This window comes from Pseudonocardia humida, assembly GCF_023898865.1.
Classification (GTDB): Bacteria; Actinomycetota; Actinomycetes; order Mycobacteriales; family Pseudonocardiaceae; genus Pseudonocardia; species Pseudonocardia humida.
Genome location: NZ_JAGSOV010000041.1, coordinates 80,684 through 96,807 on the forward strand (window position 1 = coordinate 80,684; position 16,124 = coordinate 96,807).

Consider the following 16,124-nt stretch of genomic DNA (forward strand, 5'->3'; position numbering starts at 1 on the left):
ACCACGTGGAGCCTCGCGACCCCGCCGTGCCGGCCGTCCTGCGGCGCGGTCGGATGGAGATCACCGGACGGCTGGTCGACGCCTCGAACGCCACGTTGTTCGGCACCGTCGCGCTCGACGGCGTCGAGCTGCAGTGCGTCTACAAGCCGGTGCGCGGTGAGCGCCCGCTCTGGGACTTCCCGGACGGCACGCTGGCCGGGCGCGAGGTGGCCGCGTTCCTGATCTCCGAGGCGGCCGGCTTCCACGTCGTCCCGCACACGGTGCTGCGCGACGGGCCGTTCGGCCCGGGCATGGTGCAGGTCTGGGTCGACACGGGCGACGACGAGCTGGTCGACGTCTGCGCCCCGAACGAGGTGCCCCCCGGCTGGCTGGGGGTGCTGCGCGCCCGCGGCGACCGGGGCGAGCCCGCGGTGCTGGTGCACGCCGACGTCCCCGCCCTGCAGGCGATGGCCGCGTTCGACGCGGTGGCCAACAACGCCGACCGCAAGGGCGGCCACGTGCTCGCCGGGATCGACGGCCACGTCTACGGCGTCGACCACGGGCTCTGCCTGCACACCGAGCACAAGCTGCGCACGGTGCTGTGGGGCTGGGTGGGTCGCCCGCTCCCCGAGGACGTCGTGGACGCGCTCAAGCGCCTGCGCACCGACCTGGACGGCGACCTGCGCGACACCCTGGGCGAGCACATCACCCGCCGGGAGGTGCGGGCCCTGACCACCCGGCTCGACCGGCTGCTGGCCGACCCCTGCTACCCGGGCCCGTCCGGGCGCGGACCGGCGATCCCCTGGCCGGCGTTCTGACCGCTCACGGCCCCTGGCCCGCGGCGAGCAGGCCGATCCCCACCAGGGCCAGCGCCGCGCCGATGCGCTGGGTGCGCGAGGGGCGCTCGTGCAGCAGCAGGAAGGCCAGCCCCACGGTGATCACCGGGTTCAGGGTGGCGATCACCGAGACCACGCTGAGCAGCCCGACCCGGCTGGCCTCGCCGAACGCGAACGTGCCCAGGGCCAGCAGCAGGCCGGGCACCGCGGTCAGCGCGCCGTCGCGCGGGCGCGCCCGGACCGGGGCGCGCAGCACGAGGACGCCGACGGCCGTGCCGCTCAGCAGCGCGACCCGTGACCAGAGCAGGGCGCCGGGCGAGGAGTCCGCGGCCGCCTCGGCGTAGGTGGTCAGGAACGCGCCGAACAGCAGGGCGGCGAGCAGCGCCCAGCCCAGGCCGCGGGACGCGGGCGCGGTGGCGCCAGGTCCGGTGGCCATCCGCGGCCGCCGCGCGGCCAGCGCGATGCCGATCAGCACGACCGGGATGCCGGCCAGCTGGACCGCGCTCGGCCGGTCGCCGGTGGCCAGGCCGACCAGCACCGGGACGATCGCCCCGCTGGAGGTGATCGGGGAGAGCACGCTGAGGTCGCCGGTGCGCCCGGCCCGGTAGAAGCAGGCCAGGGCCCCGGCGTTGGTGGCCCCGGCGGCGATCGCGAACGCCAGCCCCGGTCCGTCCATCGTGACGTCGGCGCCCGCGGTGACCGCCAGTGAGACGACCAGCCCCGCGAGCTGGCCGCCCAGCAGCACCACGGCCAGCGGCATCCGCCTGCCCAGCACGGGGGCGAGGTAGTTGGCGACGCCGTAGCCGAGCGCCGTGCCCAGCGCGAGCAGGATCGCCAGCACGCTGCCTCCGGTGGGGCGCCATCGCCACCGGCCGTCGGCGGTCGCCCCATCCTGGCGCACCTAGTGACCGCGATCATTAGCACGTCGGAGCCCTGATTACCAGGCCTCGCAAAGGCTATGCGGAGCCGCCTCCGGTCGGCGTAGGGTCGGTTCGGGGACGTCGTCACGGCGCTCCCGGCACGGAACGCCAGCGAGGAGAGGCACTGTGAAGATCGGGCTGCACATCGCGGACTTCACCTACCCGTCCGGCCCGGCGGGCCTGGCCGACGACCTGGCCCGCATCGCGGGCACGGCCGAGGAGGTCGGGTTCGCCCGGATCAGCGTGATGGACCACGTCTGGCAGATCGAGGTGCTGGGCCCGCCCGAGCACGACATGCTCGAGGCCTACACCACGCTCGGCTACCTGGCCGCGCGCACGTCCAAGGTCGAGCTGCTGGCCTGGGTCACCGCGGTGACCTACCGCGAGCCCGGCATGCTCGCCAAGCTCGTCAGCACGCTCGACGTGCTGTCCAAGGGCCGCGCCTGGCTCGGCATCGGCGCCGCCTGGAACGCCGACGAGGCAAACGGACTGGGCCTGCACTTCCCGCCCACGAAGGAGCGCTTCGAGCGGCTGGAGGAGACGCTGCAGATCTGCCTGCAGATGTGGAGCGACGAGGACGGTCCCTACGTCGGGCAGCACTACAAGCTCGACCGCACGCTCAACGTCCCGCAGACGCTGCAGCGCCCGCACCCGCCGATCCTGATCGGCGGCGGCGGGGAGAAGAAGACGCTGCGCCTGGTCGCCCAGTACGCCCAGGCCTGCAACCTGTTCGGCGGGCCGGACCTGGAGCGCAAGCTGGACGTGCTGCGCGGGCACTGCGAGGCCGTCGGGCGCGACTACGACGAGATCGAGAAGACCGTCATGGTCCCGTTGGACCTCGGCGGGAACGGCGAGAAGACCGACGAGGTGCTCGGCCAGCTGCAGGGCATGGCCGCGCTCGGCGTGCAGGAGGCCCACGGCTGGGTGCCCCGGGTGTGGGAGCCGGGCGTGCTGGAGCGCATCGGCAAGGACGTCATCCCGGCGGCCGCCCAGATGTAGCCGAAAGCGGATCTCCCCCGGGGCGGCCGAACCGGGGGAGATGCTGCCCCGTGTTGCGGGGTAGTCGGTACCGTCGCGCGTACCGAGCCTTCTGCGAGGGAGAACGATGACAGCGTCTGCAGGGTCCAGCCGGATCGGCGTCAGCGGGCTGGCCGTGATGGGGGCCAACCTGGCCCGCAACATCGCCCGGCGGGGCACGCCGGTGGCCGTGCACAACCGCACGGCCGCCCGCACCAAGGAGTTCATGCAGGCCTACGGCGATGAGGGCGCCTTCACCCCCGCCGAGTCCCTGGAGGACTTCGTCGCCGCGCTGGAGCGCCCGCGCCGGATCATCGTGATGGTCAAGGCGGGCAAGCCGGTCGACGCGGTGATCGAGGAGCTCTCGCCGCTGCTGGACGAGGGCGACATCATCATCGACGCCGGCAACTCCCACTTCGACGACACCAAGCGGCGCACCGCCGCGTGCGCCGAGCGCGGCCTGCGGTTCATGGGCGTCGGGGTGTCCGGCGGAGAGGAGGGCGCGCTGCTCGGGCCGAGCATCATGCCCGGCGGCGACCCGGCCGCCTACGCCGAGGTCGAGGAGATCCTCACCGGCATCGCGGCCGTCGTCGACGGCACGCCCTGCTGCGTGCACGTCGGGCCGGACGGCGCCGGGCACTACGTGAAGATGGTGCACAACGGCATCGAGTACGCCGACATCCAGCTCATCGCCGAGGCCTACGACCTGCTCACCCACGTCGCCGGGCTGGACGCGCCGGCCATCGCGAAGATCTTCGAGGAGTGGAACTCCGGCGACCTGGAGTCCTTCCTGATCGAGATCACCGCGAAGGTGCTGGCCAAGACCGACGAGAAGACCGGCGGCCCGCTGGTCGACGTGATCGTCGACGAGGCCCAGCAGAAGGGCACCGGCACCTGGACCGCGGTCGACGCGCTCGGCCTCGGTGTGCCACTCACCGGGATCACCGAGGCGGTGTTCGCGCGCGGGCTCTCCGCGCTGAGCGGTGAGCGCAGGGCCGCGGCGAAGACGCTGTCGGGCCCCAACCCGAGCGCCGCGGAGAACCGCGAGGACCTGGTCGACGACATCCGCCAGGCGCTCTACGCGAGCAAGGTCGTGGCCTACGCCCAGGGCTTCGCGCAGATGCGCGCGGCGTCGGTGGCCAACGGCTGGGACCTCGACCTCGGCGCGATGGCCACCATCTGGCGCGGCGGCTGCATCATCCGCGCGCAGTTCCTCAACCGGATCACCGAGGCGTACGCCGAGCACGGCGACGTCGAGAACCTGCTGATGGTGCCCTACTTCACCGAGGCCGTGGCGAACGCGCAGGACGCCTGGCGGCGAGTGGTGATCACGGCCACCGAGCAGGGGGTGCCGGTGCCGGCGTTCGCCAGCTCGCTGAGCTACTACGACGCCTACCGCCGCGAGCGCGTGCCGGCGAACCTGATCCAGGGCCTGCGCGACTTCTTCGGCGCGCACACCTACCGGCGCATCGACGCCGAGGGCAGCTACCACACCCGGTGGAGCCAGGACGGCACCGAGGTCCGCACCGACGTCTGAGGCTCGGGTCAGCGGCCGGACCGGCGCGACTCAGACCAGCGCGGCCAGGTCGACGCGGGCCGGGAACGGGCTGTCGGTCTCGAACACCCCCTTCACCGGTTCCGCGTCGACGTAGCCGAACTCGCCGCCGAGGTGGCAGGCGGTGAGGCTGGGGCCGTCGGTGCGATCGATGATCCAGTAGTGGCCGATGCCGGCGTCTGCGTACTCCGAGTGCTTGATGATCGAGTCCGTGCGTCTGCTGCCCGGGGACAGGATCTCGACGGCGAGCACCACTTCATCCGGTCGGAGCGCCCCTCCTTCGGCGTCCAGCCGATCCACGGCCGCACTGCGCACGACGACGAGGTCGGGGACGCGGACGGTACCGGGATGGGTGTCCGGCACCAGCCTGAGATCGACTTCGACTTCGCTCGCCAGGTCGAGGTCATCCGACACCTGGTCCCGCAACTGGGTGTACAGCTCGTTGATGCACTTCTGATGGCGGAAGGTCGGCCGCGGGGACATCACGACGGAGCCCTCCTGGAGTTCGAGACGACTCGCCGGCTCTTCGGGCAGAGCCATGTAGTCGGCGACGGTCAGCGGATGGTCGAACGAACCAGCCGAGACCGGCTGCGGGAGGGCCGTCATGGCGACGAGTCTGGCACGCTCTGCGAGCGCGTCCTGGACGTTGTCCACAGGTGCACGGGTCTCACTCCAGCAGTGCGGCCAGGTCGAGCACGGCCGGGAACGGCACGTCGGTCTCGAACACGCCTCGCCGCCGTCCGGCGTCGAGGTAGCGGGATCCGCAGGCGAGGTGGCACGCGGTGAGGTTCGCGTCGTCGTCGAGATCGATGATCCAGTAGTGGCCGATGCCGGCGTCGGCGTAGTCGGCGTGCTCGATCACCGTGTCGGTGCGGCGGGAGCCGGGACCGATGACCTCGCCGACCAGCACGAGGTCATCGGCTGTGACGGGCTCGGTACCGTCGCGGACCCGCTCGTAGCGGTCCTTCGGGACGACCACGAGGTCGGGCACGCGGACGGTGCCGGGCTGGTCGGGCGGGACGAGCCGCGGGTCGACGTCCACGCCGGACACCGGGACCAGGCCCGGGGTCCGCTGGTGCAGCTGGACGAACAGCTCCAGCAGCGACGCCTGGTGGTGCGGCGTGGGCCGCGGCTTCACCACGAACGCGCCGTCCTGCAGTTCCAGGCGGATGTCGGTGTTCTCCGGCAGGGCCAGGAACTCGGCTGCGGTGAGAGGGGCCATGGAGGAGAAGGTCATCGGAGGCATGGCACCGACTCTGGCAGGGCTCACCGACAACCGTCGGAAGTTGTCCACAAGCGGAGGGTTACACCTCCACGGGCACCCGGGGCGGGAACGGGGTGGCGTCGAACCGCCGCACCCACGCCGCCACGTCGGAGAACGTGACGTTCCCGCCGCAGACCACCAGCCCCAGCCGGGCGTCGGGCCCGACCCGCTCCAGCACCCGCAGCGCCGCCGGCACCAGGCACCCCGCGGCCGGTTCGGTCCACACCTTGGCCTGCTCGGCCAGCGTCAGCACGCCACGCACGGCGTCCGTGTCCGGCACCACGAGCACGTCCTCGACCAGCTCGGAGACGTGGTCGAGGGTCAGCCGGGAGACGTGCGGGGCGCTGAGCGTGCTGGCGATCGAGGACAGCCGCACCGGGACGGGCGACTTCGCCGCGAGGGCCTGGGTCATCGCGTCGGCGCCCTCGGTCTCCACGCCCCACACCCGCACGTCGGGGCGCAGCGCGCGGAAGGCGGTGGCCACGCCGGAGACGAACGCGCCGCCGCCCACGCTGACCAGCACGTCGGTGAGGTCGGGGGCGTCGGTGGCGAACTCCAGGCCCACAGTGCCGTGCCCGGCCAGGACCATCGGGTCGTCGAAGGGGTGGACGAGGGTCTTACCCCCCGCCACCAGCTCGTCGAGCAGCGCGAACGCGCCGTCCATGTCAGGGGTGAGGCGCAGGTCGGCGCCGGCGGCACGGACGGCGGCCTTCGACCGCTCGGGAGCCGACTCGGCCATCACGACGGTGGCGGCGATGCCGAGGGAGCCGGCCACGGCGGCCAGGGCGGTGCCGTGGTTGCCGCCGCTGACCGTGGCGACACCGGCGGCCTTCTCGGCGTCGGTGAGCGAGAGCAGCTTGTGGGTCGACGCCCGCGGCTTGAACGAGCCCGTGCGCTGGAGCAGCTCAAGCTTGAGCGTCACCGGGACGCCGAGGTGCGCGGTCAGGCCGGGGCTGGCCAGGGTGGGGGTGCGCAGGACGTGCGGGGCGATGCGGTCCGCGGCCGCGCGGATGTCGTCGATGCCGATCAGAGAACTCACGGCACGACGCTAATACCCCGGCGGACGGGGTGCGGGGTCAGCGGTGGTCGAACTCGCCGGCGCGGGTGGCGGCGAGGAACGCGGTCCAGGCGCCGGCGGTGTAGCGGTGGGGGGCGCGCGTGCGGTCCTTGGTGTCGCGCACGGCCACGCCGTCCCCCGGCAGGAACGCCACCTCGACGCAGCTGCCCTCGTTGCCGCCGCTGAAGCTGCTCTTGAACCAGGTCTGGTCGGCGTCCACGGCGTCCCTTCCGTCGTCGCTCAGCCCGCCCGGTCGAGCGCTCCGCGCAGGAGGGCGAGCGAATCGGCCAGGCCCGCCGCCTCGGTCCGCAGCCGGTCGAAGCAGACCCTAGCCCGCTCGACGTCCGGTGTCTTGTCCATAGTCACCGCGCCCAACGTGTGCTCGACGTAGGCGATGTCGGGCTCACCGAGGTCACCGAAGCTGAGCAGGGTGAGCGGCGAGGCGAGGGCTGGGTGTGCCCCCACGCTGAGCGGTAGCACCTGCAGGGTCACCGTGGGCAGCCCGGCCGCGACCAGCAGGCGGGCCAGCTGGGCCCGGTGCACCGCGGGGCCGCCGATCGGCCGGTGCAGGGCGCTCTCGTCGATGATGGCGTCGAGGTGCAGTGGCTCGTCCGCGTCGACCAGCCGCTCCTGGCGGATCATCCGCACCGCCACCGCGTTCTCCAGTGAGGCTCCGGAACCCCAGACGCCGGCGGCCACGAACAGCGCCCGGGCGTAGTCGGCGGTCTGCAACAGGCCGGGAAGGTAGTTGGGAGTGAACTCGCGGACCCGGGTCGCCTCGGTCTCCAGCCCGACCAGGTGGGTCCGCTCGCCCAGCCCGAACGCCTGCCACCAGCCCCGCTGCCGGCTGGCCCGGGCCAGCCGCAGCAGCTCGTCCCAGCGGTCGTCGGCGCCGTAGACGTCGAGCATGCTCTTGACCACGTGCACGCTGATCTGCTGCTGCCCGCTCTCCGAGCGGCTCAGCGTGCTCGGCGCCACGTCCAGCGTCGCCGCGGCCTCGTCCAGCGTCAGCCCGGCCGCTTCCCGCAGCCCCCGCAGCTCGCGGGCCAGCACTCGCCGCCGCACCTGCGACCCGCTGCGCCCGCCCATGCCGTCCCCCCGCCGTGCTCGACCACCGTCACTCTCGGTGGCGGCATGATGGCAGAGGGAATGTGCGACGGGGAAAGTGCGGCGCGGAACTTCCGCGCAGCACGATCCGGCGCGGAGCGGCGCCGCAGAGGGTCTGGCGCCATGACCGACCTGACCGAAGCCGCCCGGATCGTCGCTGGCTGGCCGCGCGTTCTGACCCGCCTGCTCGACGCCCACGTGCCCGGGCCGGACGGCCGCTGCCGCGGCTGCACGAGCCAGGTGTCGCTGCCCCCGCAGTGGCCGTGCGCGCTGACCGACTTCGCCCGGCTCGCCGCCGCGACCCGGCCGCCGAGCCGCCGGGACCGCTCGTCCTGAACGGTGGTCAGGGATCGAGCCAGCTCATGTCGATCTCGACCTCACCGGTCAGGAGCGGGCCGGTCATCTGCTCCTCGGTGAGCCGGATCCCGAACGCGACCGTCAGGAGGTCGAGCGCGGCCATGTCCGGGTCGAACGCGTCGAGGTCCACCTCGACGTCCGGGTCGAACCCGACGGCGCGCATCGGTTCCAGGAACCGGTCGGCGTCCGACCCGTGGCGCCATCGCGGGAAGAGGGGTTCGCAGGCGAAGGTGGCCGCGCCGTCCTCGAAGTAGCTGAGGGCGTGCGGCCCGGCGAGGTTCCGGAACACCGAGACCGCACGCGTTCCGACGGACAGGGCGAGCAGCTGCTCGGGGACGGGATCGGTGTACTCCTCCACCGCGAAGCCCCAGCCCCCGGTCTCGCCGGCCCGGAACACGCCCGGGTCGCCCTCGAACTCCTCGAAGGCCTCCAGCGGCGTCATCATCCGGGCCGCCGCGGGGTCGACGCCGAACGCGGCGAGCATCTCGGCCGCGGTCCGGCCCTCGGCGAACGACAGCTGGTACCCGCCCGGGTAGACGCGTGCGGTCCACGCCCATCCGGAGACCCCCGACGTCACCCCGCGACGGTAGAGGTGCTGCGCGGGAGGCAGGGCCGGGCCCCGCCTCCCACGACGGTCAGCGCACCGGGACGATCTCCGGTGCGCCCATCCGGGCGGTGTCGGCGGTCTCGTCGTCGGGCATCTTCTGGCTCTCCCGCTCGGCCTCGACCCGCTTGCGGTAGTGCTCGACCTCCCGCTCGATCTGCTCGTCGCTCCACCCGAGCACCGGGGCGACCAGCCTGGCCACCTCATCCACCGCGCCCAGGCCCCGGTCGAAGGTCTCGATCGAGACCCGGGTGCGCCGGGCCAGCACGTCGTCCAGGTGCCGGGCGCCCTCGTGCGAGGCCGCGTAGACGACCTCGGCGCGCAGGTAGTCCGGCGCGCCGGCGAGCGGCTCGCCGAGCGTCGGGTCGTCCTTGACCAGGTCGAGCACCTCGGGGACCAGCGAGCCGTAGCGCCCGAGCAGGTGCTCGATGCGGGCCACGTGCAGCCCGTAGCGGTGGGCGAGCTGGTAGCGGGCGTTCTTCATGGCGTCGTAGCCCTCGGCGCCCAGCAGCGGCACCTTGTCGGTCACCGACGCCGGCACCTTGGCGTCCATCGCGTGCACGGCGGCGTCGACGGCGTCCTTGGCCATGATCCGGTAGGTCGTGTACTTGCCGCCGGCCACCACGACCAGTCCCGGCACCGTGTGCGCCACGGCGTGCTCGCGCGACAGCTTCGACGTCGACTCCGACTCGCCGGACAGCAGCGGGCGCAGCCCGGCGTAGACGCCCTCCACGTCCTCGTGGGTGAGCGGCACCTCGAGCACCGCGTTGACGTGGTCGAGCAGGTAGTCGATGTCGGCCGCGCTGGCCGCCGGGTGGGCCTTGCCCAGCTCCCAGTCGGTGTCGGTGGTGCCGATGATCCAGTGCCGGCCCCACGGGATGACGAACAGCACGGACTTCTCGGTGCGCAGGATCAGCCCGGAGTCGCTGCGGATCCGGTCGCGCGGGACGACCAGGTGGATGCCCTTGCTGGCGCGGACCTTGAACTGCCCGCGCTCGCCGACCAGGCCCTGGGTCTCGTCGGTCCACACGCCGGTCGCGTTGATGACCTGCTTGGCGTGCACGTCGATGACCCGGTCGGACTCCAGGTCGTGCACCTGGGCGCCGGTGACGCGCTCGCCTTCGCGGAGCAGCCCGACCACGCGGGCCCGGGACGCCACGTGCGCCCCGTAAGCCGCCGCCGTGCGCGCGATGAACATCGTGTGCCGGGCGTCGTCTACCTGGGCGTCGTAGTACTGCAGTGCGCCGACGAGGGCGTCCTTGCGCAGCGACGGGACGATGCGACGGGCGCCGGTGCGGGTGAGGTGCTTGTGGGCGGGCACGCCGCGGGAGCGGCCCGACAGCAGCCCGAGGGTGTCGTAGAGCGCCACGCCCGCACCCGCGTAGAGCCGCTCCCAGCCGCGGTGCTTGAGCGGGTAGATGAACGGCACCGGCCGCACCAGGTGCGGGGCGAGGGTCTGGATGAGCAGTCCGCGTTCCTGCAGGGCCTCCGCGACCAGCCGGAAGTCCAACATCTCCAGGTAGCGCAGACCGCCGTGGATGAGCTTGCTCGACCTGCTCGACGTCCCCGAGGCGAAGTCCCTCGCCTCGACGAGCCCGACGGCCAACCCGCGGGTCGCGGCGTCGAGGGCGGCTCCGCTGCCCACGACCCCGCCCCCGACGACCAGCACGTCGAGTTCGGTCGAGCCCATCGCCTCCAACGCGGCCTCTCGGGCCTGCGGGGAGAGCGCGACCGATCGCATGATCTGTTCCCTTCGTCGGTGGTCCTACCATGGGGAACGCCGCCGCGATGATCAACATGACCCGATGGTCACCGCGCCGGCGTCCCCCGTTCGGTCAGTCCACGTCGACCCAGTCGAGGGTCCGTTCGACGGCCTTCTTCCAGCGGCCGTAGCCCTCGTCACGCTGCTCCTGGCTCCACTGCGGCTCCCACCGCTTGGACTCGTTCCAGTTCGTCCGCAGCTCGTCGGTGTTCTTCCAGAACCCGACGGCCAGCCCCGCCGCGTACGCCGCCCCGAGCGCGGTGGTCTCGGCGACCACCGGCCGGCTCACCGGCACGCCCAGCACGTCGGCCTGGATCTGCATGCACAGCTCGTTGGCGGTCACGCCGCCGTCGACCTTGAGCACCTCCAGGTGCACCCCGGAGTCCTTCTCCATGGCCTCGGCGACGTCGCGGCTCTGGTAGCAGATGGCCTCGAGGGTGGCCCGGGCCAGGTGCGCGTTGGTGTTGTAGCGGGAGAGCCCGACGATCGCGCCGCGCGCGTCCGAGCGCCAGTACGGCGCGAACAGCCCGGAGAACGCCGGCACGAAGTACACGCCGCCGTTGTCCTCGACCTGGCGGGCCAGCGACTCGCTCTGCGACGCCCCGGAGATGATCCCGAGCTGGTCGCGCAGCCACTGCACGGCCGACCCGGTGACCGCGATCGAGCCCTCCAGGGCGTAGACCACGGGCTCGTCGCCGAACTTGTAGCAGACCGTGCTCAGCAGCCCGGCGTTCGAGCGGACCAGCTCGGTGCCGGTGTTGAGCAGCATGAAGTTGCCGGTGCCGTAGGTGTTCTTGGCCTCGCCGGGCGCGAAGCACACCTGCCCCACGGTGGCGGCCTGCTGGTCGCCGAGGTCGCCGGTGATCAGCACCTCGCCGCCGAGCGGGCCGTTGGTCAGCGTCGTGCCGTAGCCCTCGGGGCACGAGCTGGGCTTGATCTCGGGCAGCATCGAGCGCGGGATGTTGAAGAACCCGAGCAGCTCGTCGTCCCAGTCGAGCGTCTCGAGGTTCATCAGCATCGTGCGGCTGGCGTTGGTGGGGTCGGTGACGTGCACCCCGCCGTCCTTGCCGCCGGTGAGGTTCCACAGCAGCCAGGTGTCGGTGTTGCCGAAGATCGCGTTGCCGCTCTCGGCGGCCTCCCTGGCCCCGTCGACGTTCTCCAGGATCCACTGGATCTTGCCGCCGGAGAAGTAGGTGGCCGGGGGCAGGCCGGCCTTCTGCCGGATCGTCTGGCCGCGCTCGTCGCGGTCGAGGGCGGAGGCGATCCGGTCGGTGCGGGTGTCCTGCCAGACGATGGCGTTGTACAGCGGGCGCCCGGTGCGCTTGTCCCAGACGACCGCGGTCTCGCGCTGGTTGGTGATGCCCAGCGCGACCAGGTCGGAGGCCTGCAGGTTGCACTTGTTCAGGGCGGTCTGCAGCACCGCCGACGTGCGCTCCCAGATCTCGACGGGGTTGTGCTCAACCCAGCCGGCCTGCGGGAGGATCTGCTGGTGCTCGAGCTGGTGGCGCCCCACCTCGTTGCCCGAGTGGTCGAAGATCATGAATCGGGTGCTGGTCGTGCCCTGGTCGACGGCGCCGACGAATTCGGCCATGGTGGCTCCCCTTCGGTGCGGATCAGGCGTTCTGGCTGTTGTCGGCGCTGCGGCCGGTGTCGGTGGCCGCGTCCGGGATCGTGTCGGCCTCGACCTCGGCGGGCAGGAACGACTCGACGGCGAACTTGAACAGCGCACCGCCCAGCAACCCCCCGATGATCGGGGCCACGATGGGCAACCAGAAGTACAACGCGCCGTTCTGGTCGTAGAGCGCCGTCTCGTACCCGGTGATCAGGCTCAGCAGCCGCGGCCCGAAGTCGCGGGCGGGGTTGATGGCGTAACCGGCGTTGGCGCCCCACGCCATGCCGATGCCGACCACCAGCAGCCCGATGATCAGCGGGGCCATGTTCCCCATCGGCGGGTTGTTGGTCGCCGTGACCAGCGCGAAGACGACGAAGACGAGGATCGCGGTGCCGACGATCTGGTCGAAGAACGCGGTCGTGATGGTCACGTTGGCGCCCTCGACGCCGTTGCCGGGCAGGGTGGAGAAGATGCCCTGGGACGCGATCGTGTGCTCCGGGTCGATACGGGCGATCAGGTCGGAGTAGACCACCCGCACGATCGCGGCGGCGACGAACGCGCCGGCCGTCTGGGCCAGCGAGTACGGCAGGACCTTGCGCCAGGGGAAGCCCTTGAACGCCGCCAGGGCGATGGTGACCGCCGGGTTGATGTGGGCCCCGGACAGCCGGGCGGCCACGTAGACGCCCATCGTCACGCCGATGCCCCAGGCCCAGGCGATGGAGTCGTGGTCGCCCATGCCCCCGTCGGGGTTGGTGACGACCTGGGCGACGACGCCGACGCCGAACAGGATCAGGATCATCGTTCCGAGGAACTCGGCGAGCAGCTCACCGAGGTACGAGTTCTTCGCCATCGAAGTCCTCCTTGGTCTCCCCGCGTCCGATGGCGGGGTGAGTCGGCACGCTAGGAACGGCGGCGGTGCCGGTCAACGGGATGCGTTCGGCATTGTCGAACCACCGGGTGGGCCAGCGTCACACCGCGCGGGGCTAGTGTCGATCCGTGCCCGGGTCCATCCAGTCGATCGAGCGAGCGGCCGCGGTGCTGCGGCTGCTCGGCAGCACGGACCGCCCGCTGGGGCTGGGCGAGATCGCCGACGCCCTCGACCTGCCCCGTCCGACCGCGCACGGGATCGTGCGCACGCTGCGCGAGGCCGGGTTCGTCGACCAGGACGTGGAGAGCACCCGCTACGTGCTGGGCCGCGGGCTGCGCGAGCTCGACCGCGGCGGCTGGGACCCGCACGACCTGCGCGCGCACGCGATGAACTGGGCCGACTCGCTGGCCGGCAGCACGGGGCAGGCGGTGCAGCTGGGAGTGGTGGCCGACCGGGCGGTGCGGCTGGTGCACCACGTGTTCCGCCCGGACGGCTCGCCGCAGCGGATCCGCACGGGCGAGTGCCAGCCGCTGCACGCCACGGCACTGGGCAAGTGCCTGCTGGCGTTCGCCCCGGTGGCCTCGCCGCCGGTGCGCGACCTCGACCTGCACGCCTGGACCGGGCGCACCTGCGCCACGGTCGCCGCGCTGGAGGCGCACCTGGGGGTGGCCCGGCGCCGGGGCTGGGCCAGCGACGTGGGGGAGTACCGCAGCGGGGAGGGCAGCGCGGCGGCGCCGCTGCGCGCCGGCGGGGGGGTCGTGGTGGGGGCGTTGGCGGTGGTGGGGCCGGTGGAGGACCTGTTCGGGATCGGCGGCGAGCTGCGCGCGGGCACCGCCGGGCAGCTGCTCGCGGCGGCCCGGGAGATCTCCCAGTCGCTGGTGGTGGCCCGGTGATCGAGAGGGTGGTGGCGGCCATCGACCAGGGCACGACCTCGACGCGGTGCCTGCTGTTCAACCGGGCCGGCCGGATGCTGGCGGTGGCCCAGCGCGAGCACCGCCAGCACTACCCGCAGCCCGGTCGCGTCGAGCACGACGCCGCCGAGATCTGGCGCAACGTCATGCGGGTGGTCCCGGCCGCGCTGCGCCGGGCGGGGCTGGAGCCGCGCAACATCGTCGGGCTGGGCATCGCCAACCAGCGCGAGACCAGCGTCATCTGGAACCGGCACACCGGCACCCCCCTGGCCAGGGCGATCACCTGGCAGGACACCCGCACAGACGGCATCGTCGCGCGGCTGGTCGACGGCGGCCACAGCCCGATGATCAAGCAGATCTGCGGGCTGGCCCCGGCCACCTACTTCGCCGGACCGCGGCTGCAGTGGCTGCTCGACCACGTGCCGGGAGCGCGGGCCGGCGCCGAGGCCGGCGACGTGCTGTTCGGCACGATGGAGACCTGGCTGATCTGGTGGCTCACCGGCGGCCCCGACGGCGGTCGGCACGTCACCGACGTCACCAACGCCAGCCGCACCATGCTGATGGACGTCTCGACGCTGAGCTGGTCGCCGAAGCTGCTGGAGCTGCTCGGCGTCCCGGCCCGGATGCTCCCGGAGATCCGCTCCAACTCCGAGGTCTACGGCCAGTGCACGACGATGCTGCCGGGCGTGCCCGTGGCCGGCGCGCTCGGCGACCAGCAGGCCGCGCTGGTCGGGCAGGCCTGCTTTTCGCCGGGCGAGGTGAAGTGCACCTACGGCACCGGGGCGTTCCTGCTGATGAACACCGGCTCGCGGCTGGCCGAGTCGGCGCACGGGCTGATCCCGACGGTGGGCTACCTGTTCGGCGAGCGCCCGGTGTACGCCCTGGAGGGCGCGATCGCGATGACCGGCTCGCTGGTGCAGTGGTTCCGCGACTCGCTCGGCATGATCCGCACAGCGGCCCAGATCGAGACGCTGGCCACCAGCGTCCCCGACAACGGCGGCTGCTACATCGTGCCCGCCTTCTCCGGGCTCTACTCGCCGCGCTGGCACCCGGAGGCGCGGGGGGTGATGGTCGGGCTGACCTCGTTCATCAACCGCGGGCACCTGGCCCGCGCGGTGCTGGAGGCCACCGGCTGGCAGACCCGCGAGGTCGTCGACGCCATGAACGCCGACTCCGGGGTGACCGTGAGCAGGCTCAAGGTCGACGGCGGCATGACCGCCAACCACGTGCTCATGCAGTTCGTCGCCGACGTCCTGGACGTACCGGTGGAGCGGCCGCTCGGGTCGGAGGCGGTGTCGCTGGGCGCGGCGTACGCGGCCGGGCTGGCCGTGGGCTACTGGTCGGACGTGGAGGTGCTGCGGGCCAACTGGCACCGGGCGGCGGCCTGGGAGCCGGCGATGGACCCGGCGCTGCGCGAGCGCGAGCGCGGGAACTGGGGGCGCGCGGTCAACCGGAGCTACGGCTGGGTCCAGTCGCCCTCGCCCGACTGACCCCCCTGCTCACCGGTCCTCTCCCTCCCCCTCCTTCGCCGCCTCCTCCGCCGCGGGGTTCACGAAAGCCACGATGCTGCCCTCTCAGGGCAGCATCGTGGCTTTCCTGAACCGGACCGAGCCCGACGCGCGCCAGGAGAGCAGGGCCTCGGCGAGCGCGTCGACGTCGGCGACGACGAGTGCGGCGTCGGCGAGCTCCTCGGGGGAGGTGGCGTAGCCCCAGGACACACCGATCGTCGGCACGCCGTGCTCGGCGGCGCCCTCGACGTCGTGGTGGCGGTCGCCGACCATCACCACCGGGTCGCGGGCCGGGTCGAGGCCGAGACGTTCGAGCACCGAGCCGACGACCGGGCCCTTGCCGACCCGCCCCGCGACCGGGTCGGAGCCCCCGACCAGGGCGAAGTGCCGGGTCAGGCCGAGCCCGTCGACGATCTCGGCGGCCAGCCGTTCGGGCTTGGCGGTGGCGAGCGCGAGGCGGAACCCGGAGAGGCGGTCGAGCAGGTCGGTGATGCCGGGGTAGAGCGGCGTGTTGGTGGCGGCCACGGCGCCGTAGGACGAGCGGTAGGCGGTGACGGTCGCGGCGACCTGCTCGTCGGTGAGGCCCAGCTCCGGCAGCGCGTACTCGAACGGCGGCCCGACCAGCGGCAGCAGCTGCGCGGGGGTGAAGACCGGGCCGCCCGCCCCGGCGATCGCCGCGGCCAGGTGCTCGGTGATCAGCGCGGCCGAGTCGGTGAGGGTGCCGTCGAGGTCGAGCAGGACGGTGGGGAGGGCGTCGGTCACTGATC

The 16,124-nt window shown here is 72.7% G+C and carries 17 protein-coding genes; 6 read left to right on the plus strand and 11 right to left on the minus strand.

Annotation, left to right across the window (positions count from 1 at the left end):
* Nucleotides 1–5 precede the first annotated feature (5 nt).
* Nucleotides 6–797 (plus strand): SCO1664 family protein, encoded by a 792-nt coding sequence (locus KDL28_RS20325; protein ID WP_252441010.1) that lies wholly within the window; start codon nucleotides 6–8, stop codon nucleotides 795–797.
* A gap of 4 nt (nucleotides 798–801) precedes the next feature.
* Here KDL28_RS20325 and KDL28_RS20330 read toward each other — a convergent pair whose 3' ends face one another.
* Nucleotides 802–1,656: an EamA family transporter gene (locus tag KDL28_RS20330; protein ID WP_252441012.1), complete on the minus strand. Its 855-nt coding sequence runs from the start codon at nucleotides 1,654–1,656 to the stop codon at nucleotides 802–804.
* A 205-nt stretch (nucleotides 1,657–1,861) separates the two neighbouring features.
* Here KDL28_RS20330 and KDL28_RS20335 point away from each other — a divergent pair, with 205 nt between their 5' ends.
* Nucleotides 1,862–2,734 (plus strand): LLM class F420-dependent oxidoreductase, encoded by an 873-nt coding sequence (locus tag KDL28_RS20335; RefSeq protein WP_252441014.1) that lies wholly within the window; start codon nucleotides 1,862–1,864, stop codon nucleotides 2,732–2,734.
* Between the two features lie 106 nt (nucleotides 2,735–2,840).
* Nucleotides 2,841–4,289 (plus strand): NADP-dependent phosphogluconate dehydrogenase, encoded by a 1,449-nt coding sequence (gene gnd, locus KDL28_RS20340; RefSeq protein WP_252441016.1) that lies wholly within the window; start codon nucleotides 2,841–2,843, stop codon nucleotides 4,287–4,289.
* A 30-nt stretch (nucleotides 4,290–4,319) separates the two neighbouring features.
* Here gnd and KDL28_RS20345 read toward each other — a convergent pair whose 3' ends face one another.
* The 5 genes from KDL28_RS20345 to KDL28_RS20365 form a co-directional block, all read right to left on the minus strand.
* Nucleotides 4,320–4,913, minus strand: a complete 594-nt coding sequence (locus KDL28_RS20345; protein ID WP_252441018.1) for a Uma2 family endonuclease — start codon at nucleotides 4,911–4,913, stop codon at nucleotides 4,320–4,322.
* A gap of 61 nt (nucleotides 4,914–4,974) precedes the next feature.
* On the minus strand, nucleotides 4,975–5,553 hold the full coding sequence (locus tag KDL28_RS20350) for a Uma2 family endonuclease (protein ID WP_252441020.1): 579 nt from the start codon (nucleotides 5,551–5,553) through the stop codon (nucleotides 4,975–4,977).
* A gap of 58 nt (nucleotides 5,554–5,611) precedes the next feature.
* Nucleotides 5,612–6,610: a threonine ammonia-lyase gene (locus tag KDL28_RS20355; RefSeq protein ID WP_252441022.1), complete on the minus strand. Its 999-nt coding sequence runs from the start codon at nucleotides 6,608–6,610 to the stop codon at nucleotides 5,612–5,614.
* Between the two features lie 37 nt (nucleotides 6,611–6,647).
* Nucleotides 6,648–6,848 carry a DUF397 domain-containing protein gene (locus tag KDL28_RS20360; RefSeq protein ID WP_252441024.1) on the minus strand — a complete coding sequence of 67 codons (201 nt, stop codon included), beginning with the start codon at nucleotides 6,846–6,848 and terminating at the stop codon, nucleotides 6,648–6,650.
* Between the two features lie 20 nt (nucleotides 6,849–6,868).
* The gene (locus KDL28_RS20365; protein ID WP_252441026.1) at nucleotides 6,869–7,717 is read right to left on the minus strand and encodes a helix-turn-helix domain-containing protein; all 849 of its coding nucleotides are present in this window, start codon (nucleotides 7,715–7,717) and stop codon (nucleotides 6,869–6,871) included.
* 141 nt (nucleotides 7,718–7,858) lie between these two features.
* Here KDL28_RS20365 and KDL28_RS20370 point away from each other — a divergent pair, with 141 nt between their 5' ends.
* Nucleotides 7,859–8,071, plus strand: a complete 213-nt coding sequence (locus KDL28_RS20370) for a hypothetical protein (protein WP_252441028.1) — start codon at nucleotides 7,859–7,861, stop codon at nucleotides 8,069–8,071.
* A 7-nt stretch (nucleotides 8,072–8,078) separates the two neighbouring features.
* On the opposite strand, the gene KDL28_RS20375 is transcribed toward KDL28_RS20370, so the two are convergent.
* The 4 genes from KDL28_RS20375 to KDL28_RS20390 form a co-directional block, all read right to left on the minus strand.
* Nucleotides 8,079–8,669, minus strand: coding sequence for a DUF6461 domain-containing protein (locus tag KDL28_RS20375; protein WP_252441030.1), 591 nt, complete (start codon nucleotides 8,667–8,669; stop codon nucleotides 8,079–8,081).
* A gap of 58 nt (nucleotides 8,670–8,727) precedes the next feature.
* Complete coding sequence (locus KDL28_RS20380; protein ID WP_372497025.1) at nucleotides 8,728–10,437, minus strand: glycerol-3-phosphate dehydrogenase/oxidase; 1,710 nt, start codon at nucleotides 10,435–10,437, stop codon at nucleotides 8,728–8,730.
* Between the two features lie 94 nt (nucleotides 10,438–10,531).
* A complete protein-coding gene (glpK, locus tag KDL28_RS20385) occupies nucleotides 10,532–12,049 on the minus strand; it encodes a glycerol kinase GlpK (RefSeq protein WP_252441032.1) in 1,518 nt (505 codons plus the stop codon).
* Nucleotides 12,050–12,071: 22 nt separating this feature from the next.
* The gene (locus tag KDL28_RS20390) at nucleotides 12,072–12,920 is read right to left on the minus strand and encodes an MIP/aquaporin family protein (protein ID WP_252441034.1); all 849 of its coding nucleotides are present in this window, start codon (nucleotides 12,918–12,920) and stop codon (nucleotides 12,072–12,074) included.
* A gap of 146 nt (nucleotides 12,921–13,066) precedes the next feature.
* Here KDL28_RS20390 and KDL28_RS20395 point away from each other — a divergent pair, with 146 nt between their 5' ends.
* Nucleotides 13,067–13,831 (plus strand): IclR family transcriptional regulator, encoded by a 765-nt coding sequence (locus KDL28_RS20395; protein ID WP_252441036.1) that lies wholly within the window; start codon nucleotides 13,067–13,069, stop codon nucleotides 13,829–13,831.
* Entirely contained in the window at nucleotides 13,828–15,339 is a 1,512-nt protein-coding gene (glpK, locus tag KDL28_RS20400) for a glycerol kinase GlpK (protein WP_252441038.1), read from the plus strand. Before KDL28_RS20395 ends, glpK (KDL28_RS20400) begins: the two co-directional genes overlap by 4 nt.
* A gap of 84 nt (nucleotides 15,340–15,423) precedes the next feature.
* Here the strand turns inward: glpK (KDL28_RS20400) and KDL28_RS20405 are convergent, their stop codons facing one another.
* Nucleotides 15,424–16,119, minus strand: coding sequence for an HAD-IA family hydrolase (locus KDL28_RS20405; protein WP_252441040.1), 696 nt, complete (start codon nucleotides 16,117–16,119; stop codon nucleotides 15,424–15,426).
* Between the last annotated feature and the right edge of the window lie 5 nt (nucleotides 16,120–16,124).